General features: G+C 74.0%; 17 protein-coding genes. 6 read left to right on the forward strand and 11 right to left on the reverse strand.

Annotation, left to right across the window (positions count from 1 at the left end):
- On the reverse strand, nt 1–2116 hold a 2116-nt coding region (locus tag JS521_RS13625; protein ID WP_205083163.1), incomplete at its 3' end, for a helicase-associated domain-containing protein.
- Nucleotides 2117–2171: 55 nt separating this feature from the next.
- On the opposite strand from JS521_RS13625, the gene JS521_RS13630 reads away from it, so the two are divergent.
- The gene (locus JS521_RS13630) at nt 2172–3443 is read left to right on the forward strand and encodes a hypothetical protein (protein WP_205083165.1); all 1272 of its coding nucleotides are present in this window, start codon (nt 2172–2174) and stop codon (nt 3441–3443) included.
- 54 nt (nt 3444–3497) lie between these two features.
- Here the strand turns inward: JS521_RS13630 and JS521_RS13635 are convergent, their stop codons facing one another.
- Genes JS521_RS13635 through JS521_RS13650 form a run of 4 tightly spaced genes read right to left on the reverse strand, consistent with a single transcriptional unit; the run spans nt 3498 to nt 7559 of the window.
- On the reverse strand, nt 3498–4475 hold the full coding sequence (locus JS521_RS13635; RefSeq protein ID WP_205083167.1) for an ABC transporter substrate-binding protein: 978 nt from the start codon (nt 4473–4475) through the stop codon (nt 3498–3500).
- A 2-nt stretch (nt 4476–4477) separates the two neighbouring features.
- Nucleotides 4478–5422 carry an ABC transporter ATP-binding protein gene (locus tag JS521_RS13640; protein ID WP_205083168.1) on the reverse strand — a complete coding sequence of 315 codons (945 nt, stop codon included), beginning with the start codon at nt 5420–5422 and terminating at the stop codon, nt 4478–4480.
- The gene (locus JS521_RS13645) at nt 5419–6513 is read right to left on the reverse strand and encodes a FecCD family ABC transporter permease (RefSeq protein WP_205083170.1); all 1095 of its coding nucleotides are present in this window, start codon (nt 6511–6513) and stop codon (nt 5419–5421) included. Before JS521_RS13645 ends, JS521_RS13640 begins: the two co-directional genes overlap by 4 nt.
- Entirely contained in the window at nt 6510–7559 is a 1050-nt protein-coding gene (locus JS521_RS13650) for a FecCD family ABC transporter permease (protein ID WP_205083172.1), read from the reverse strand. The genes JS521_RS13645 and JS521_RS13650 overlap by 4 nt, the downstream gene beginning before the upstream one ends.
- 216 nt (nt 7560–7775) lie before the next feature.
- Here JS521_RS13650 and JS521_RS13655 point away from each other — a divergent pair, with 216 nt between their 5' ends.
- The gene (locus tag JS521_RS13655; RefSeq protein ID WP_205083174.1) at nt 7776–8423 is read left to right on the forward strand and encodes an HAD family hydrolase; all 648 of its coding nucleotides are present in this window, start codon (nt 7776–7778) and stop codon (nt 8421–8423) included.
- Between the two features lie 42 nt (nt 8424–8465).
- Here the strand turns inward: JS521_RS13655 and JS521_RS13660 are convergent, their stop codons facing one another.
- A complete protein-coding gene (locus JS521_RS13660) occupies nt 8466–8783 on the reverse strand; it encodes a hypothetical protein (protein ID WP_205083175.1) in 318 nt (105 codons plus the stop codon).
- 23 nt (nt 8784–8806) lie between these two features.
- On the reverse strand, nt 8807–9043 hold the full coding sequence (locus tag JS521_RS13665) for a hypothetical protein (protein ID WP_205083177.1): 237 nt from the start codon (nt 9041–9043) through the stop codon (nt 8807–8809).
- 185 nt (nt 9044–9228) lie between these two features.
- Between JS521_RS13665 and JS521_RS37200 the strand changes: the two genes are divergently transcribed.
- Nucleotides 9229–9612: a cold-shock protein gene (locus tag JS521_RS37200; RefSeq protein ID WP_205083178.1), complete on the forward strand. Its 384-nt coding sequence runs from the start codon at nt 9229–9231 to the stop codon at nt 9610–9612.
- Nucleotides 9613–9660: 48 nt separating this feature from the next.
- On the opposite strand, the gene JS521_RS13675 is transcribed toward JS521_RS37200, so the two are convergent.
- The 4 genes from JS521_RS13675 to JS521_RS13690 all read right to left on the reverse strand — a co-directional run bounded on the left by JS521_RS13675 (nt 9661) and on the right by JS521_RS13690 (nt 13334).
- Nucleotides 9661–10545, reverse strand: a complete 885-nt coding sequence (locus tag JS521_RS13675; RefSeq protein ID WP_205083180.1) for a 1,4-dihydroxy-6-naphtoate synthase — start codon at nt 10543–10545, stop codon at nt 9661–9663.
- A 7-nt stretch (nt 10546–10552) separates the two neighbouring features.
- Nucleotides 10553–11266: a futalosine hydrolase gene (locus tag JS521_RS13680; protein WP_205083182.1), complete on the reverse strand. Its 714-nt coding sequence runs from the start codon at nt 11264–11266 to the stop codon at nt 10553–10555.
- Between the two features lie 97 nt (nt 11267–11363).
- On the reverse strand, nt 11364–11843 hold the full coding sequence (locus tag JS521_RS13685; protein ID WP_205083183.1) for a DUF2771 domain-containing protein: 480 nt from the start codon (nt 11841–11843) through the stop codon (nt 11364–11366).
- Between the two features lie 27 nt (nt 11844–11870).
- A complete protein-coding gene (locus JS521_RS13690) occupies nt 11871–13334 on the reverse strand; it encodes an MFS transporter (RefSeq protein ID WP_205083185.1) in 1464 nt (487 codons plus the stop codon).
- Nucleotides 13335–13741: 407 nt separating this feature from the next.
- Here JS521_RS13690 and JS521_RS13695 point away from each other — a divergent pair, with 407 nt between their 5' ends.
- The 3 genes from JS521_RS13695 to JS521_RS13705 all read left to right on the forward strand — a co-directional run bounded on the left by JS521_RS13695 (nt 13742) and on the right by JS521_RS13705 (nt 19387).
- Nucleotides 13742–14674: a DUF3027 domain-containing protein gene (locus JS521_RS13695; RefSeq protein ID WP_307847868.1), complete on the forward strand. Its 933-nt coding sequence runs from the start codon at nt 13742–13744 to the stop codon at nt 14672–14674.
- Nucleotides 14675–15050: 376 nt separating this feature from the next.
- Nucleotides 15051–18254, forward strand: a complete 3204-nt coding sequence (locus tag JS521_RS13700) for a sacsin N-terminal ATP-binding-like domain-containing protein (RefSeq protein WP_205083206.1) — start codon at nt 15051–15053, stop codon at nt 18252–18254.
- Nucleotides 18255–18529: 275 nt separating this feature from the next.
- Nucleotides 18530–19387, forward strand: coding sequence for a calcium-binding protein (locus JS521_RS13705; RefSeq protein ID WP_205083187.1), 858 nt, complete (start codon nt 18530–18532; stop codon nt 19385–19387).
- The last annotated feature ends 83 nt before the right edge of the window (nt 19388–19470 follow it).

A 19470-nucleotide genomic window follows, 5' to 3' on the forward strand; every position in this document is an offset into this window, starting at 1 on the left:
GGCCTTCCGGGACCGGGACCGGGGGTGTGCGGGGCGGGGTGCGGCGGGCGCCGGTCCGGGTGATCAGGACGTCGCCCTCGGCGGATTCGGCGGCCGGGGCGTACCCCATGTCGCGCAGGGCTTCGAGGAGGGAGCCGGGGTCGGACTGGGAGGCCAGGACCGTGGGGGCCAGGCGGCGGAGCCGGAGTCCGGTGGAGCGGCGGTCGGCCAGGATCTCGTTGAGGACCGCCTCGTCGTCGCAGCGTACGTACGCCGACGCCGCCCCGATCCGCAGGTGGCCGTGGCGGCGGGCCACGTCGTCGATGAGGTAGCTCAGCGGCTGCGGTACCGGCGTACGGCTGTGCGCGGCCAGGAACGCGTGCAGGTCGGCCGCCGCCTGGCCGGCGTCCAGGGCGCGGCGCACCGAGCCGGGCGTGAAGCGGTACACCGTCGCCCCGCCCTTCGACTCGACGTCGGCCAGGACGGAGAGGGTCTCCGCGAGAGGGCGTTCCAACGGGCCCGGCGCCACCGCCGTCAGGTCGGCCTGGAGCAGGACGTGGTCCAGGGGGTCGGGGATCAGCGGGGCGAGCAGCGCCGCCCCCGCCTCCTCGCCCTCCTCCAGCAGTGCGCGGGCCTGTGCGGAGAGCGCGCCCCGGCCCGTGATGCCCAGCAGCTCCGCCTCGTTGAGCGTCCACAGGGCGAGGCGGGAGCGGAGGTCCGCCCCCTCCGTCGAGGTCGAGGTGGTGGAGGTGGTCGCTCCGCCGCGCAACGGGCGTTCCCAGCGCAGTCGTCGCAGCAGCGACTCGGCGTCCGGCGCGGTGCCCGGCGGGAGTTCGGTGAAGAGGGAGAGGACCCGGCGGCGCACGTCGGGGGCGGCCGAGCGGTCCAGCTCCGGGCCGAGCGCGGACAGCGCCCGGCCCTTGGCGTCCTGGCCGCCGACCAGGCCCGGGGTCCGGGTGGCGGCGAGCCAGGCGGTCGCCAGGTGCGTCCAGCGGTCCTCGGCGGACAGGTCGAGCCACTCGTCGGACGCGGGCGTCGGCGCGTACCGCTCGTCGGTCTCCCCGTCGGATGCCAACAGGCCCGCTCCGTAGGCCAGTTCGATCCAGAACGCGGCGATCGGCTCGGTGACGTCCAACGCCGTCGCGGCGCGCTTCAGCTCCCGTACGCTCAGGCCGCCCGCGCGCAGGATCGCCGGGCCGCCGCCGTTCCAGAGCTTCAGCAGCTCCTCGATCGTGGACAGCGCCGTGAACGCCTGGCCAGCCGCCGCCCTGTCCACAGCCTGTGGATCGCGTTCGGCGGCCGCCGCGACGACCGGGGGGACCGGTTCCGGCGTCCGGTGCGCGCGCCCGGCGCGGAGGTGGAGCGCCGCCTCGCGCGGCAACACCACCGTGCGGGTGGACACCGGCAGCAACAGGCCCCGGTCGCGCAGCCACTTCACGGGGGGAGTCGGGTTGGGCGTGACCTCCCCGTACGGCGGGCCCCACACCAGCCGGTCCAGCACCGACAGCGCCTCCACCGGGGCCGTGTCCAGCAGCCCCGCCATCCGCGTCCGGTCCGTGAACAGGGCGGACAGCGCGGCCACCGCCGAGACCGGGTCGTGCGTGGCAGGCAGGCCCGTCGCCGTCAGGATCTCCTGCAGGCGGCCCGGCGACATGCCCGCCGTCGCCTCGGTGACCGTGGGGCCCAGGCCGGTGGGGGAGTGGTGCTGCGGGGACGGCGCGAGCAGTTCGCGGGCGGTGCGCACCAGCCTCAGCCGGTCGTCCTCGCCCCAGACCAGGGCCTGTTCGCGCAGCGTCGCCAGCGCGCCCGGCAGCGCGGCGGTGATCGCGGCGCCCACGTCGTCGCGCTGGTCGCCGTCGTCGAGTCCGTCGCCGGTGAGCAGGGAGAGCAGCGTGTCGTACGGGGCCGGGTCCGGGGCCACCGCCAGTGCCTCGGCGGTCTGCAGCGCGAACCGGTCCAGATGCTCCAGCGCGCGGACGACGGACGCCCGGGTGCCGGCCCGCGTGGCGAGCTGGGTGATGTCGTTCGGCACCGGGTTGAGGAGGTCGGGGCGGGCGCGCAGCAGCCCGGCCAGCGATTCGTCGCCCCGGGCGCGCAGGGCTTCGGCGAGCGTGCGCGGTGGTGTGGTCGTCCCCATCCGTCCCACGGTAGCCGCTGGAACGCTACCGTCGGGGCAGGGCCGGGTAGAGGGGATGCACCGCGTGGGGATCGAGAGCGACCAGCTCGTGTACGACTACCTGAGCCGGGTCGGCGACCTGGCTCAGCAGCAACAGCTCTCGTCGGGCGCCCGGATGCGGCTCGTCTCGACGCTGCGGGGCGAGATCGACCGCCGCCGGGCCACGGAGGGCGCGGACTCCCCGGCGACCGTGCGGCGCATCATCGGGAGGCTGGGCAGCCCGGACGAACTGGTCGCCGCGGCGGCGCGGTCCGCCGACGGCACGGTCCCGCTGCCGTCCGCCCGGACGGGGGAGGGGAGCGGCGAGCCGCAGCGGCGGGGGCTGCCCCGGCCCCGGAGCGGGCTGCTGCGCAAGGAGCCGAAGGAGGCCGGCCCCGGCGCGGACGAGGGGCGGGAGGCTCCGGCTCCCCGGAAGCCGAAAGCCGGATTCGGGTGGGGCGCGTCGCGCCGTGACCGTGATGGCGGGGGCGCGCCGGAGGAGCGAACCGGTGCCGCCGCCGTGCCGCGTCCCGGGCCCGCCCCCGACGACGCACCCGGTTCCGACGACGCCCCCGTCCGCTCCTGGCCCGACCCCTCCGCCCCGCACATGCTCGGCCAGGACCAGCAGGGCGGCGCGGACGACGCGGCCGACTGGTGGCGCCTGGAGCCGGGGCCCTTCGACGAGGGGACCGCCATCCCCGGGTTCTTCGGCGGCATCGAGGCCCCGGAGCTGCTCGGCAGGCGGCCGAGGCCTGTCGACATGGACAAGAAGGGTACGAAGGACGAGAAGGAAGAAGGGGGAGACGGTTCGGCGGGTACGGGTGCCGGTGCGGGTGCGGGCGCCGGCAAGGCCGCCGGCGCCGAAGGCGCCGCCGCGCGCCGCCGCGCCCTGCGCCTCGTGAAGCTCCGCCGCCGCAAGCCCGCCCCCGTCGTCGCCGAGCCCGTGGTCGCCGCCCCCGGCCCTCGCGGCGGCTTCGCCCACCCGCTGCTGCTCCTGGCCGCCGTCCTGCTCGTCGCCGGGGTGGTCACCGGTTCCTGGCTGCCGCTGGCGGGCGGCTGGCTGATCGCGTACAGCTCGCGCACCCTCTCCCGTACGGAGGCGAAGTGGGCGGCGCTCGGCCTGCCGGGCGTGGTGGCGGCCACGGCCCTCGTATGGATCTGGGGCCGGATGGAGGGGCGCTGGGGCGAGCCGATCCGCGAGGGCGCGATGCGGGACGTCCTGCTGGAGACCTGGCCGGTGGTCGTCCGCGTCGCCGCCGTCGCCCCCGCGCTCTACCTGGTGTGGCGGGCGCGGAGGCGTACGGGGTGAGGGCGCGGCTCCATCGGCCCGAGCCCGGGGCCGGGGCCGGGGCCGGGAAGACGGCTACTTCGCCAGGCTCTTGTGGAGTTCGCCGAGGATCTTGTCGGCCGCCGTGTAGCCGATGCCCTGGATCCACAGCTGGTCGTCGACCGCGAAGACCTGGTCGTTCTTCACCGCGTCCATGTTCTTCCACAGGCCGCTGCCGGTGGTCTGCGTCTCCTTGGCCTTCTTCGGGTCGCCGTACGTCGAGTGGAAGACCACGTCCGCGTCCGCGAGGTCGATCTTCTCGGGGCTGACGTCGTAGGAGAAGCCGTCCTTGGCCTTGTCGGTGATCGCGGGGCGGCCCAGACCCACGTCGGCCAGGATCGTGGCGATGTAGTTCTTCTTGCCGTAGATGCGGATGTCCGCACCCTCGACGAAGCGGACCATGTTGACCTCGGTTGCCCCGACCTTCTCCTTGCCGCCGAGCGCCTTCGTCACGTCCGCCACGTGGTCCGCGTAGCCGTCCGCGACCATCTCCGCCTCGGCCTCCTTGCCGAGGGCCTCCGCGTGGACCTGGAAGTTCTCCTTCCAGGGGTAGCCGGTGTTCTCCGTCATCACGGTCGGCGCGATCTCGGACAGCTCGGCGTACTTGTCTCCGTGCCGGACCTTGCTGGTGAGGATGAGGTCGGGCTTCAGGGCGGCGATGGCCTCCAGGTTCGGGGTCATCATCTGGCCGACGTCCTCGATGCCCGCGACCTGGTCCTTCGGCAGGTAGTTCAGGAAGCCCGACGTCACGTCCGCGTGGGTCGCGCCGACCGGCTTCACGCCGAGGGTGAGGGCCGAGTCCAGTTCGGCGGTGTCCAGGACGACCACCCGCTGCGGGGCCTTCTTGACCTCCACGTCGCCCATCGCCGTCTTCACCGTACGGGTGGCGTCGGAGCCGGAAGCGGAGTCGGAACCGGAGTCGTCGGACGAGCCGCAGGCGGCCAGGGTCAGCGCGGCGACGGCCGTCAGGGACACGGCGGCCAGGGCACGGGGGCGGAAGCTGCGCAGAGTCATGGTCAGAGGACCTTTCCGGGAGTCGGGGCGGAGGTTGAGGCGGAGACGGAGGAGGCCGGAGCGGAGGGCGTCGAAGGGGTCCACGGAGCGCCCGGGACGACGAGCGGCGAGCCCGTCACCGGGTCCGGGACGATCACCGCCTCCAGGCCGAAGACCGTGGCGACGAGTTCGGCGGTGACGATGTCCCCGGGGGCGCCCTCCGCCACGATCCGGCCCTCCTTCATGGCGACGAGACGGTCCGCGTACCGGGCGGCCTGGTTGAGGTCGTGCAGCACGGTGACGACGGTACGGCCCCGGGTGCCGTCCGCGGCGGGGGACGCCAACTGGCGTACCAGGTCCAGGACTTCCACTTGGTGCGCGATGTCCAGATACGTCGTCGGCTCGTCGAGCAGCAGCAGGTCCGTGTCCTGGGCCAGCGCCATCGCGATCCACACCCGCTGGCGCTGACCGCCCGACAGCTCGTCCACCGGCCGCTCGGCCAGCGCCGTCACATCCGTACGGGACATGGCGTCGGTCACCGCCCGCTCGTCCGCTTCCGACCACTGCTGCCACCAGCTCTGGTGCGGCTGGCGGCCGCGCGCAACGAGGTCGGAGACGGTGATCGCCTCGGGCGCCACCGGGGTCTGCGGGAGCAGCCCGATGGACCGGGCGATCTCCTTCGTCGGTATCCGCGCCAGTTCCGTACCGTCCAGCAGGACCGCCCCGCCGCGCGGCTTCAGCAGCCGGCCGAGCGCCCGCAGGGTGGTGGACTTGCCGCAGGCGTTCGGGCCGACGATGACGGTGACCTGCCCGTCCGGCACGGTGAGGTCCAGCTCGTGGACCACGGTGCGGTCCTCGTACGCGAGGGTCAGGGAGCGGGCGGCCAGCCTGCTCTCGCGCCGAGCGGTTCCGGTCGTCGGGCTCGGGGCCGGGCCCGTGCTCGCGTTCGTGCTTCGGCTCGGGCTCATGCGGTGCCTCCACTGCGGCTACGGTGACCGCGGATGATCAGCCAGATCAGGTACGGGGCGCCGACCGCCGCCGTGAGGACGCCCACCGGCAGTTCGGTGGGCGAGAACAGCCTGCGGGCCAGCAGGTCGCCGAGGACGACGATCACCGCGCCCAGCAGCGCCGAGGACAGCAACGGGATCTGCGCGGTCCGGGTCATCCGGCGGGCGACCTGCGGGGCGAGCAGCGCCACGAAGTCCACCGGGCCCGCCGTGCCCGTCGCCACGGACGCCAGGACCACCCCGAGGGCGACGAGCCCGAGCCGTACGCGCCCCAGGCGTACGCCCAGCGCGGTCGCGGTGTCGTCGTCCATCGTCACGGTGCGCTGCGCGCGGGCCGCCCAGGCGATGGCGGGCAGCAGCACCAGCAGCGTCCAGCCGATCGGGGCGGCCTCGGACCAGCCGCGCCCGTTCAGCGAACCGGTCATCCAGATCTGCGCCTGCTGGGCGACCAGGTAGTCGCCCTTGGTCAGGAACAGCGTGGTCACCGACCGCAGTGCGACGGCGAAGCCGATGCCGATGAGGACGAAGCGGGTGGCGTGCAGACCGCCGCGCCAGGCGAAGACGTACACGAGCGCCGCCGCGGCCACCCCGCCGATGACGGAGAGGTAGGGCAGGACCGTGTACGAGGTGATGCCGAAGGTCATCGCCCCGACCGTGAGCGCGCTCGCGCCCTGGCTGATGCCGATGATGTCGGGACTGGCCAGCGGGTTGCGGGCGACCGTCTGGATCAGCGCCCCGGCGACCCCGAAGGCCGCGCCCACCAGCAGCCCGACGACCAGGCGCGGCAGCCGCAGCGTGCCCACGACCAGCTCGGCCGACGACGGCTGCCCGAGGATCACCTTCACGACCTCGCCGGGCGCGACGAAGCTCTCCCCGACGCAGAGGTAGGCGACGCAGACGGCGGCCAGGAGGACGACCAGGGCCGTCACCACCACGGACGCCCTGCGGTGCAGCAGGAACCGGCCGCGCGGCCCGGCCTTCACGACGGCGTACCCGGCGGGCCGGACCCGTGCGGACTTCACGGCCTTCTCGGGCGTACGGGTGTCGCTCATGCCGGCACCGCCTTCCGGCGTACGAGGGCGACCAGGAACGGCACCCCGATCAGCGCCGTCATCACGCCCGCCGGGACCTCGCTCGGCGGGAACACGATCCGGCCGACGACGTCCGAGACCAGGAGCATCACCGGCCCGATCAGCGCCGCCATGGGCAGCACCCAGCGGTGGTCGTTGCCGACGACCGCGCGGGCGATGTGCGGGACGGCGAGACCGATGAACGCGATCGGCCCGGCTGCGGCGACCCCGACCCCGGTCAGCACGGTCGCCCCGATACCGCCGGTGATCCGGACCGCCGCGACGTTCTGCCCGAGCCCCTTCGCCACGTCCTCGCCGAGCGCGAGCGCGTCCAGGCCGCGGGCGACGGAGAGCACGAGGACGACGCCGATCAGGAGGAACGGCCACACCTGCTGGACGACGTCCGCCTCTCGCCCGGCGATCGAACCGACCTGCCAGAAGCGGAACTCGTCCAGCGCCGACGCCTTCGTCGTGAGGATCCCCATCGTCACCGAGACCAGCAGCGCGTTGATCGCCGCACCGCCGAGCGCGAGCTTCACCGGCGTCGCGCCGCCGCGCCCCCTCGACGCGATGGCGTACACGGCGACGGAGGCGACGCCCGCGCCCGCGAAGGCGAACCACACGTACCCGGTGAGCGTGTGGACCCCGGCGAAGGCGATGGCCATCACCACGGCCACCGACGCGCCCTGGCTGATGCCGAGGATGCCGGGGTCGGCGATGGGGTTACGGGTGATGCCCTGGAGCACCGTGCCCGCGAGGGCCAGCGCCGCGCCGACCATCAGCCCGATGAGCGTGCGCGGCACCCGCATCGTGCGGATCACCTCGGCGGCGTCGGAGTGCCCGCCGTGCAGCAGGGCGTCGACGACCTCGCCCGGCGGGATGGAACGCGCGCCCACGGCGAGGCTCAGCAGGACCGCCAGCAGCAGGGCTACGACGGCCGCGGCCGTCGCGGTCGCGCGTCGGGAGAGGCGGGGTACGCGGGGCGCACCGGGTGGCGCGGCGGCCCGCACAGGCGTTGACGCTGTCATCTGACCCAATCGAGACGGACGCGGAAGGCGAGGGGGGACGGGCCGTGCCGGGCCGGGCCGGTAAGGCTTGGCTAAGTGCGCGCCTCAGTCTAGGCGGCGGCATTTCGGCCCCGATGGCGGTCCCGACGGAGTCCTGACGGCAGTCCCGACGGCGGTCCTGACGCCGGTCCTGACGGGGCTTCTGGGCCGCCTCCGGCGGTCGGCACAATGGCAGTCATGACTTCCACGGTTCACCACCCCGACCACCACCCCCTGACGGTCGGCTTCGACCTCGACATGACGCTCATCGACTCCCGCCCCGGCATCGCCGCCGCCTTCCGGGTCCTGGTCGCGGAGACGGGGGTGCCCATCGACATCGACCTGGTGGTGAGCCGCCTCGGCCCGCCGCTGGAGACGGAACTGGCCCACTGGTTCCCGGCGGCCGAGGTGCCCGCCGCCGCCGTCCTCTACCGGGCGGCCTACCCCGACCACGCGATAGACCCGAGCACGGCGCTCGCCGGGGCGCGGGAGTCGGTGGCCGCGGTCCAGGCCCTTGGCGGCCGGGCGATCGTCGTCACGGCGAAGAACGAGGTGCACGCGAAGCTGCACCTGTCTCACCTCGGGATCGAGCCGGACACGGTGATCGGCTCGCTGTGGGCGGAGGCCAAGGGCGAGGCGCTGAGGGAGCAGGGCGCGCAGGTGTACGTGGGCGACCACACGGGAGACGTGCGCGGGGCGCGGGTGGCCGCCGCGCTGTCGGTCGGGGTGACGACGGGGCCGTGCGACGCGGCGGAGCTGCGGACGGCGGGCGCGGACGTGGTGCTGGAGGACCTGACGGGCTTCCCGGCCTGGCTGACGGCCTTCGAGGCGGACCGGGCGGCGTAGCGGCGGTCGGCCGGCCCCTTGGGCCGCCGCTCGTTCCCGGGCTTAGACCGCCGCCCGTTCCCGGGTCCGGTCGAGGACCCATTCCAGGCCGTTCGGCCCCGGGGTGTAGGCGGGGGCGTCGCGCCAGATCCCGGTGAAGACCTCGACCAGCACGTCGGGCGCGTCGTCGGCGGTGGCCGGCCGGGTGCGCAGCAGCGCCAGCAGTATCGGGGCGAGCAGGTCGTAGAGCCGGCCGAGGGCGTCCTCGCTGCCGTACGCGACCTGCACCAGGAGATCGTCGATGTGCTCCGCCGTCCTGCCCGGGACGGCGCAGCCGGGGCCCGGGAGCGGGGCGTGCGAGGTACGTGCTGCGTGGTTCACGGGACCGAGCCTAGGCACGCCGGCTACGGGTTCGCGGCCCGTTTGGGCGAGTTCACCCATGCCGAGCGGACCACGCCCGCCCCGGCGATCAGGAACCCGACGCCCATCAGCATGCAGACGCCGTACGCGATCGGCGGGAACGGGTCCGTGCCGAGGAACAGGGGGGCCACGGTGACCAGGGTGGCCACTGCGCCGACGAAGAAGACGATCGCGCCGACCTGAACGAGCCGGTCGCCTGCGCCTGAAGGAGTAGTACTCACGCCACCAGGGTAGTTCCCAGCCCGGAGGAACTCTCCGGCGACGTCTTGTCACCGGCCGTAGGGCCATTAGCCTGGAACCCGGCGGGTCGTGGTGACCCGCTGTACTGCTATCCGGAGCCGTTCTCCTCGTCCTTCCCGAGGGCCGGCTCTTCCGCACACCGACGAGTACGAGGACAAGGACAGACGTGCCCACCGGCAAGGTCAAGTGGTTCAACAGCGAGAAGGGCTTCGGCTTTCTCTCCCGCGACGACGGCGGCGACGTCTTCGTCCACTCGTCGGTCCTCCCTGACGGAGTCGACGCGCTCAAGCCCGGCCAGCGCGTGGAATTCGGCGTGGTCGCGGGCCAGCGCGGCGACCAGGCCCTCTCCGTGGTGGTCCTCGACCCCACGCCGTCCGTGGCGGCCGCCCAGCGCCGTAAGCCGGACGAGCTGGCGTCGATCGTGCAGGACCTGACGACGGTCCTGGAGAACATCACGCCCCAGCTGGAGCGGGGCCGCTACCCGGACAAGGCCGCCGGCGCGAAGATCGCGGGCCTGCTGAGGGCGGTCGCCGACCAGCTCGACGTGTAGCCGGCCCGGTTCGGCCCACAGGCTCGACATGTGGGCCGGCCCCGGCCGTCAGGGAAACGCCAGCGCGTCCGGCCCCAGCGGCGGGACCAGGCCCTCGGCCGCCGCGCGGGTCAGGAGGCCGCGGACCGCCGCGTAGCCGTCCTCGCCGAGGTCGGCGGTGAACTCGTTCACGTACAGCCCGATGTGCTGGTCCGCGACGGCCGGGTCCATCTCCTGGGCGTGCTCCAGGACGTACGGCCGGGAGACCTCCGGGTGGTCCCAGGCGAGGCGGACCGAGCTGCGGATCGAGTCGGCCAGCAGCCGCAGGGTCTCCTCGCCGAGCGAACGCTTGGCGAGGATCGCGCCGAGGGGGATCGGGAGACCGGTCGTGTCCTCCCAGTGGCGCCCCATGTCGGCGAGATTGTGGAGACCGAAGTTCCGGTACGTGAAGCGGGCCTCGTGGATGACCAGGCCCGCGTCCACCTTGCCGTCCCGTACGGCGGGCATGATCTCGTCGAACGGCATCACGACGACCTCGCCGACGCCGCCCGGGACCATCTCCGCCGCCCAGAGCCGGAACAGCAGGTACGCCGTCGAGCGCTCGCTCGGCACGGCGACGGTCCGGCCGGTCAGGTCGAGGCCCAGCTCCTTGCTGAGGACCAGCGGACCGCAGCCCCGGCCCAGCGCCCCGCCGCACGGCAGCAGCGCGTACTCGTCCAGCACCCAGGGCAGCACCGCGTACGACACCTTCAGGACATCCAGCTCGCCGCGTTCGGCCATGCCGTTGGTGATGTCGATGTCGGCGAAGGTCACGTCCAGCGGGGGCGCGCCGGGGACGCGGCCGTGCGCCCAGGCGTCGAAGACGAAGGTGTCGTTGGGGCAGGGGGAGTAGGCGATCCTGATCGCGTCCCCGGCCGGGCTGCCGCTGGCCGCGGTGTCGGTGTTGGTCGTCATGCCGGTTTCAACCTTCCAGGTCCTCGTGGCTGTTCCAGCCTTCCAGTACGGGTGCCGTCTTCCCGAACGCGTCCGTGAGCGCCGCCAGCGCGTCGCCGATGCGCCAGGCGTCCCGGTCGCGCGGGCCGACCGCGTTCGAGACGGCCCGCAGCTCCAGTGCGGGCAAAGCGGCCCGGGCGGCGGCCTCCGCGACCCCGAAGCCCTCCATGGCTTCGGCCAGCGCCCCCGGGTGCGCGGCGAGCAGGGCGGCGGCGCGTTCGGCGGTGCCGGTCACGGTGGAGACGGTGAGGACCGGGCCGGCGGTCGCACCGGTGCCGACCGCCACCTTCCGTACCAGGGCGGGCGGCGGGGTGAAGCGGTCCCGGCCGAAGCCGAGCGCGGTGACGGGCAGAAAGCCGTCAGCGGTCTCCGCGCCCAGGTCGGCGGCGACGATGCCGTCCGCCACGACCAGCGAGCCGAGCGGGGTCAGGGGCGTGAACGCCCCGCCGATCCCGGCCGAGACGACGAGACCGTACGGCTCCGGGGCCGATGCCCCGGATGCGAGGGCGAAGGCGGTGGCCGCGGCGGCCGCGGCCGGGCCCGCACCGCCCGCCAGGACGTCGAACGCCCCGCAGCGGTGCAGTTCGCCCCCCGGCAGCGCCACGGACTCCGGCGCACCCCCGAACGCACGCGTGACCGCGTCCCGTTCCACCGGGACAGCGGTCACGACGAGCACACGCACGGAAGTCAGCCTCAAAGTCGAGGACGGGGAGCAGCACAAGGAGCAGCAGGGCGGAACAGGCGGAACAGGGCGAAGGGGCGGCCCCGGTCCGGCAGGGTCAGTCCTTCTTCTCGAACTTGAACTGCCACACGCCCGTGAGCTTCTTGCCCTTGGTCTCCACGATGGAGACGGTCGTCTCCTTGGAGGTCTCCCCCGTCTGGCTGGCGAGGAACGCGTTTCCGGGGATCGTCCGGTACGTGTTCTTGTACGGCTCCTGCTCGGCCTGCTGGCCGTTGATGAAGAGCGTCCAGCCGTTCTCGGCGATCTCGGGGTCGACGCCGAAGCGGACCTTGTCGTCCATGGAGATCTTGACGGTCTTGTCGGCCTTCTTGTTCAGGCAGCCCTGGATCAGCGACTCCTTGATCGGGTTGCCGTCGTCGTAGCAGGCGGCCTCGGTGTTCACCGAGTCGCTGCCGACCGTCACGGTCGCGAGCGGCGTCGGCTTGTCGCAGGCGGACAGGACAAGGAGTCCCGCGGACACGGCACCAAGAGCGACGCCGATTCGACGGCCCTTACCGGAGAAGAACGCAACGGTCATGGGCCGAAGGTTATCGGTCGCCTCCGCTCACGCCACGCGGGGGTGCGGCGTGCCGCGCCGCGCGGCCCCCAGGAGGCCCCGTACGGACGTGACCGCGCCGAGCGCGAGGATGCCCGCGGCGACCGACATGCCGAGCACCGCGTTGAGCGGCAGGGCGATGCCGATACCGCCGCCGACCACCCACGCCATCTGGAGCAACGTCTCGGACCGGGCGAACGCGGAGGTGCGGACCTCCTCGGGCACGTCCCGCTGGATCATCGCGTCGAGCGACAGCTTGGACAGGGCCTGGGTGAAGCCGGCGACCGCGCCGAGCGCGGCGACCAGCAGGGTGGAGAAGAAGACCGCGGCGAGGACCGCCACGCCGAGCGCGAGGCCCAGCACGGTGGCGATGATCACCTCGGGTCCGCGCGCCCGGAGCCAGGAGCCCACCGCCGTACCGCAGGCGTTGCCCACCCCGGCCGCCACGCCGACGATGCCGAGCGAGACAGCCGCGCTCTGCCCGGCCAGCGGGTGCTCGCGCAGCAGGAACGCCAGGAAGAAGATGAGGAAGCCGGAGAGGGCCCGGTGCGCGGCGTTGGCCTGGAGCCCGTGCAGGACGGACCCGCCGACGGACCGCAGGCCCGGCGGCCGCTCCTTGGCCGGTTTCTCCCCGCTGCCGGGCTTGCCGCCGCGCCTGCGCAGCCCGGCCCGGGTGCTGCCCGTCCGCCCCGACGCCCTGCCGGGGGCAGGCCGCGGCGCGTTCTCCTCGTGGTGCGGGACGATGAGCCGCGCCCGGCGCTCGCCCTTCGCGGAGTCGACCTTGTGCGGCAGGGTGAAGGCGAGGAAGGTCCCCGCGACGAAGATCGCGCACGCGCCGTAGAGCGGCCAGGCGGAGCCGATGGTCTGGAGGCCGGCCCCGATCGGGGCCGCCACCCCCGTGGCCAGCAGCCCGGCCAGGGTGACCCGGGAATTGGCCTTCACCAGGGAGAAATTCGGTGGCAGCAGCCGTGGCACGACCGCGCTGCGCACCACGCCGTACGCCTTCGACGAGACCAGGACGCCGAGCGCGGCCGGATACAGCTCCAGACCGCCCGTGGCGACCGCGCCCGACATGGTGATCGCCAGCAGCGCCCGGGCCAGCATCGCGCCCGCCATCGCGGCGCGGCGGCCGTGCGGCAGCCGGTCCAGCAGCGGGCCGATCACCGGGGCGAGGAGAGTGAAGGGGGCCATGGTGATGGCGAGGTAGAGCGCGACCCGGCCGCGCGCCTCGTCGGTCGGCACGGAGAAGAAGACGGTGGAGGCGAGAGCGACCGTGATCATGACGTCGCCCGCGCCGTTCACGGCGTGCAGCTCGATCAGTTTGCCGAGGCCGGACTCGCCCGCTCCGTGGGCGTGCGTCGCCTTGCGGATGGAGCGCGCCGTGCCGGTGAACGGGGCGCGCAGGGCATGACCCGTCGCCCGCCCCGCCCTGCGGAGCGGGCCGGGACCGTCGTGCGACCTGGCGGCAGTCACCCCGTCATAGTGCCCCAACCCCGGCCGGTATGAACGGTGATCGGCCGTGGACTCGCGTGGGACGCGGTGCGTGACGCCCTGTCGGACGAGCGGGCCGGCGCCGTGCGGTATCGGCGTGGGCGGGAACCCGTCGGGAACGGATACGGCACGTTTGGGACGGGCAGGTGGGCGCAGAGCGGCGGAGAGGGTAGCGTGCGTAACGCGCCACCGGCGGTTGTTCTTGGCCGCGCGCCTCTCGGCGATCCCGCAGAATGGGTGGCAGAAGGCGCGCCCGAGGCAGGCACAACGGGTGTGGACGTCGACGCGGTCCCCAGGTCCGCTCCGCCCGCACTTGTCTGGCCGAAAACGGCAATCGTGCAGCAGCTGGCGCGCTCGTGAGACTGGCGTATGGAGAGAAGCGAAGACCTGTGAGTGCTGCGACGACGACGCGAAGCCGTACGGCCCGGACCCCCGTTCCCGACCGCCTGTGCGCCGAGGCGGTGGACCTCGCGCGCGCGGCCGCCGAGGAGGCCGCCGCGCCCGGTGTGGTCGGTGAGCATGTCGGCGTGGTCTCCGAGGGGGACCGGGTCGTCACGCACTACTTCGAGGCCAAGGAGCCCGGCTACCGGGGCTGGCGCTGGGCGGTGACGGTGGCGCGGGCCTCCCGCGCGAAGAACGTCACCCTGGACGAAACGGTGCTGCTGCCCGGGACGGACGCGCTCCTGGCTCCGGAGTGGGTGCCGTGGAGCGAGCGGCTGCGCCCCGGCGACATGGGCCCCGGCGACCTGCTGCCCACCGAGGCGGAGGACCTGCGCCTGGAGCCGGGCTGGACCGGCGAGGACGAGCCGCCGCCGAACTCGATCGTCTCCGAGGAGCTGGCGGAGCTGGTCGACTCGGAGGACGCCGAGCTGACGGACCGGCCGGTGGCCGCGACCAGCCGGGGTTCCATCGCCGCGGTGGCCGAGGAGCTGGGTACGCGCCGGGCGCGGGTGCTGTCGCGGTACGGGCTGTACGAGGCGGCGGACCGGTGGGACGAGGCGTTCGGCCCGAAGACGCCGATGGCGCAGGCGGCGCCGGCGACGTGTGTCAGCTGCGCGTTCCTGATCCCGATGGCGGGCTCGCTGAAGCAGGCGTTCGGGGTGTGCGCGAACGAGTTCGGTCCGGCGGACGGGCATGTGGTGTCGCTGGCGTACGGGTGCGGGGGGCACTCGGAGGCGGCGGTGATGCCGAAGCCGGTTCGGCCGGCGGATCACGCGCTGGACACGATGCGGGTGGACGCGTACGCGTTGCGGCCGGAGCGGGGCGAGGGCTCGGTGCCCGCCGAGCCGGACGGCGCCTCGGAGGACCTCGGTCACTCCTGAGGGGCCCGCACCCCTCTGCCCGCCCGGCGTCGGGTTGCCTGTTCAGCCCGTCCGGCCGCACCACCCAGCCCGTCCGGCGATTGAGGACGGAACCCTTGGCCGGGGCAGCGGTCGCCACCACAGGCTCCTGGTGCGCAGGGCCCTGCGGTGGCACCCGGCACCCCATCGACGGTTCCGTCCTCAAACGCCGGACGGGCTGGAATGCGGCGCCCCGGTCCACCACCATGGTTCCGTCCTCAAACGCCGGACGGGCTGAAACGGATCGCCGGACGGGCTTGAAAGGCCGAGGTGCCTGCGCGGTACCTTCGGGCGCACACTGGGCCGCACAGGCATGCGCGGGCCACCCACCACGGCGGACGGAGTCGACAGCGTGAGCATCAAGGCGACCGAGGGGGCCGATCCGTTCGGGACGGCACGGCTGCGGCGCGGCGTGCTCGACGCGTGGGGCGCCGGGCCCGCCCGGTTCCGGGAGGACGCCAACGCCGAGGAGGACCTCGCGCTCGGCGGCTACCGCGACCGCCTCGTCGTCGAGCTGGCCCAGAACGCCGCCGACGCCGCCGCCCGCGCCAGGACCCCCGGCCGGCTCCGCCTCACCCTGCACCCCGCCGCCCCCGGCGACCCGGACGGACGCTGCGTGCTGGCCGCCGCCAACACCGGCGCACCCCTCGACGCCACCGGCGTCGAGTCCCTGTCCACCCTGCGGGCCTCCGCCAAGCGCGAGGGCCACGAGTCCGCGGTGGGCCGCTTCGGCGTCGGGTTCGCCGCCGTCCTCGCGGTCAGCGACGAACCGGCCGTGCTCGGCCGCCACGGCGGCGTCCGCTGGTCGCTGGCCGAGGCGCGCGAGATGGCCCGCCAGGCCGCCGTCGGTTCCCCCGGCCTCGGGGACGAGCTGCGCCGCCGCGACGGACACGTACCGCTGCTGCGCCTTCCGCTGCCCGCCGAGGGCTCCGCGCCCCAGGGGTACGACACCGTCGTCGTGCTGCCGCTGCGCGACGGCACCGCCGAGGACCTGGTGGCCCGGCTGCTGGCCGCCGTGGACGACGCGCTGCTGCTCACGCTGCCCGGCCTGGACGAGGTCGTCATCGAGACCCCGGACGGCACGCGGACCCTGACCCGGTCGCAGCACGGCCCGTACACGCACATCGACGACTCCGCGCGGGGTCTGGGCCGCTGGCGCACCGTCCTCCACCACGGGCCCATCGAGCCCGCCCTGCTCGCCGACCGCCCGGTCGAGGAGCGGCTGCGCCCGCACTGGTCGGTGACCTGGGCGGTCCCGGTCGACGAGTCCGGCGCCCCGCTCCACCCCCGTACGGCACCGGTCGTGCACGCCCCGACCCCCACCGACGAACCCCTCGGCGTTCCTGCCCTGCTCATCGCCTCGCTCCCGCTGGACACCGCCCGCAGGCACCCCGCGCCGGGGCCGCTGACGGACTTCCTGGTGGAGCGGGCGGCCGACGCGTACGCCGAGCTGCTGGGCGGCTGGCGGCCCGTGTCGACCGGGACCATCGACCTGGTGCCCGGCCAGCTCGGCAAGGGCGCGCTGGACGGGGCCCTGCGCGGCGCGATCCTGGCCCGGCTGCCCCGGATCGCGTTCCTGGAGCCCGCCGCACCCCGGGAGCCGGAGGCGGAGAGCGGCTGGGGCGACGACTGGGACCGGGACCAGGACCGTACGGAGAGCACCACCGCCCTGCGGCCCGTCGAGGCCGAGGTCGTCGAGGGCGTCGGGGCCGAGACCGTACGGGTGCTCGCCGAGGTGCTGCCCTGTCTGCTGCCCGCAGGGCTTGAGCGCCGCCCCGAGCTGCGTACCCTCGGCGTCGCCCGGGTGCCCCTCACCGAGGCCATCGACCGACTCGCCGGTCTGGAGCGCGACCCCGCCTGGTGGCACCGGCTCTACGACAGCCTCGCGGGCACCGACCCCGACCGGCTCACCGGCCTCCCCGTGCCGCTCGCGGGCGACCCGGAGGACGAGCAGGCCGGCCGCCCGCCGCGCACCACCATCGGGCCGCGCCAGATCCTGCTGCCCCTCCCGGACGCGCTCACCGGCCCCGTCCTCGGCCGCCTCTCCCGGCTCGGGCTGAAGGTCGCCCACCCGGACGCCGCCCACCCGCTGCTGGAGAAGCTGGGCGCACTGCCCGCCACACCCCGGGCCGTGCTGACGACCCCTCAAGTGCGGGCGGCTGTCGCCGGATCGCTGGACGCGGGGGAGATCTGGGACGAGGACGCGCTCGACGCCGACGAGCTGGCCGAGACGGTGCTCACGCTCGTCCGGGACGCCGAACTGACCCCCGGAGACGAGCCCTGGCTCGGCGCGCTCGCCCTCCCCGACGAGGAGGGCGAGCCCGCCCCCGCCGGCGAACTCGTCCTCCCCGGAAGCCCGTTCGCGCAGATCATGCGGGAGGGCGAACTCGCCCTCGTCGACCAGGAGCTGGCCGACCGCTGGGGCGAGGCACCCCTCACCGCCTGCGGGGTGCTCGCCACCTTCGCCCTCGTACGCGCCACCGACGTCGTCCTCGATCCGGACGAACTGGAGCCCCGGGACAGCGACTTCGCCGAACCCGACGACGCCGGCCTGCTGGACGCCGTCGACGTCTGGTGCGAGGACCTGCTCGACCAGCTGCCCGAGACACCCGTACCGCCGGTCGCCACCGAGATCGTCGCCGTACGGGATCTCGACCTGGTCGACGACGACGCCTGGCCCCAGGCGCTCGCGCTGCTGGCGCAGCCGCCGTTGCGCGACGCGCTGACGCAGCCGGTGCGGGTGCTGCTCCCGGACGGCACGACGCAGTCCGTGCGCCCGTACACCGCGTGGTGGCTGCGGGACCACCCCGTGCTGGACGGCCGCCGTCCGGCCGGACTCCGCTCGGCGGGCGGTGACCCGCTGCTGGCCGGGCTGTACGACGCGGTGGACGCGACCGGCTTCGACGACGCTCAGGTCCTGCGGGCCCTCGGGGTGCGTACCTCGGTCGCCGCCCTCCTGGACGAGCCGGGCGGCGCGGCCGAACTGCTGGGCCGCCTCGCCGACGAGGACCGCCCCGTCACCCCCGTACAACTGCACGCGCTCTACACGGCCCTCGCCGAACTGGACCCGGACCAGGTGACGTTGCCGGACGAGCTGCGCGCGGTGGTGGACGGGGACGTCGCGGTGGTCGACGCGGCGGACGCCGTGATCGCGGACGCTCCGGACGTGCTGCCGCTGACGGAGGGGCTGCCCCTGCTCCCCGTAGCCCCTTCGCGGGCAGCCGAGTTGGCCGACCTCCTCCAGGTGCGGCGGCTCGGCGAGACGGTCGAGGCGGACGTCACCAGCGACGGCGAGGAGCACCGCGTACCGGAGTCGGTCCGCGTCCTGCTCGGCCCCGCCACCCCCGACACGTACATCGAGCACCCCGAACTCCGCGCGGGCGGCGTCGAACTGGACTGGCGCCGCACCCCGGACGGCGTCGTGCACGCCGCCACCCTGGAGGGCGTCGCGGCGGGGCTGGCGTGGGCGGCTCGCCAGTGGCCCCGCCGCTTCGAGGTCGCGGCCCTGCTGGAGGACCCGTCGCGCACGGAGGAGCTGGCACGGGACCGCTGGTTCGACTGACGGGACCGCTGGTTCGACTGAGAGGGCGCGGCCCGTGGGGCGGGTGTGACGGGCGGTGCGCAGGTGGCTGGAGTGATGGGAGTGGCTGGAGTGGCCGCGGTGACAGGGGGCGCTCCGATGCGATCTTCACTCCTTTCACAGAAAGTTCATTCGGTCGCACAACTGTTCACGTGTTTCGCCTGTCTACCCCTGTGAGCCAACAGGCTCCTGGACCAGATTGGGCCCCGCCCGGGCTGACGACGTGCCCCGGGGCCCCTTCTCCACTTGGGGAACACATGCGTATCCGTGCCACCGTGGCCGCCGTCTCCGGCGCCCTGGCTCTGTCCGCTCTCGCCGTACCGGCCGCGCAGGCCGAAGACGACCGTTCGTGGTCGGTGCCCCAGCCGTTCTCGGCCTCCCAGCCCGCGAAGGCGGAGTCCGGCAAGGCGAAGAGCTCGTTCGGCGCCACCGCGAAGGCCGGCGCCGCGAAGATCACTGCCGCCGTCCTCAACGGCGGCAAGCCCGCCGTGGCGGGCACCAAGACGCCGCAGACCTACAGCCTGTCGGTCACCGCCACCGGCGTCTCGGACATCTACGCCTACGTCTGGAAGGGCCCGTCCATCGACGACCCGGACAGCATCGGCATCAGCCAGAACGAGGACGCGTCCGACTGCACGGCGGTCGACGCGACCACCACCACCTGCAAGATGACCGTCACCTTCGACCCGGCGTCCCTGTACAACTCGGACGCGGGCTCGTGGACCATCGGTGCGGCCGCCCTCACCAACGACGGCGAGGTCATCGAGAACTACGCGGTCGCCAAGACATCGCTCCAGCGCTTCTCGAAGCTGACCGTGAACGCCGCCCCGGAGCCCGTCAAGAAGGGCGCGACCCTCACGGTCACCGGCAAGCTGACCCGCGCCCACTGGGACACCAACACCTACAAGGGCTACACCAACCAGCCCGTGAAGCTCCAGTTCCGCGCGAAGAACGCCACCAGCTACACGACGGTCAAGACCGTCACCTCCAGCTCCACCGGGGCCCTGAAGACCACCGTCAAGGCCTCGGCCGACGGCTACTGGCGCTACAGCTTCGCCGGTACGTCCACCACCCCGGCCGTCTCGGCCGCCGGTGACTTCGTCGACGTGAAGTAGTACCCGGTACGCGGGCGGGCACCCCGGCGGCGGGAGGAGGTCAGAGGCGCGGCGGACGCGCCCCCCGCCACCAGCCGGCACCC

This window comes from Streptomyces durocortorensis, assembly GCF_016901035.1.
In the GTDB taxonomy this organism is placed as follows: Bacteria; Actinomycetota; Actinomycetes; order Streptomycetales; family Streptomycetaceae; genus Streptomyces; species Streptomyces durocortorensis.

Bases quoted from the DNA above. Each gene is read 5' to 3' on its own strand.
- JS521_RS13705 (WP_205083187.1), top strand. From the start codon at position 18,530: ATGCGTATCCGTGCCACCGTGGCCGCCGTCTCCGGCGCCCTGGCTCTG.
- JS521_RS13645 (WP_205083170.1), bottom strand. From the start codon at position 6,513: ATGAGCGACACCCGTACGCCCGAGAAGGCCGTGAAGTCCGCACGGGTC.
- JS521_RS13635 (WP_205083167.1), bottom strand. From the start codon at position 4,475: ATGACTCTGCGCAGCTTCCGCCCCCGTGCCCTGGCCGCCGTGTCCCTG.
- JS521_RS13675 (WP_205083180.1), bottom strand. From the start codon at position 10,545: ATGACGACCAACACCGACACCGCGGCCAGCGGCAGCCCGGCCGGGGAC.
- JS521_RS13640 (WP_205083168.1), bottom strand. From the start codon at position 5,422: ATGAGCCCGAGCCGAAGCACGAACGCGAGCACGGGCCCGGCCCCGAGC.
- JS521_RS13630 (WP_205083165.1), top strand. From the start codon at position 2,172: ATGCACCGCGTGGGGATCGAGAGCGACCAGCTCGTGTACGACTACCTG.
- JS521_RS13650 (WP_205083172.1), bottom strand. From the start codon at position 7,559: ATGACAGCGTCAACGCCTGTGCGGGCCGCCGCGCCACCCGGTGCGCCC.
- JS521_RS13685 (WP_205083183.1), bottom strand. From the start codon at position 11,843: ATGACCGTTGCGTTCTTCTCCGGTAAGGGCCGTCGAATCGGCGTCGCT.
- JS521_RS13655 (WP_205083174.1), top strand. From the start codon at position 7,776: ATGACTTCCACGGTTCACCACCCCGACCACCACCCCCTGACGGTCGGC.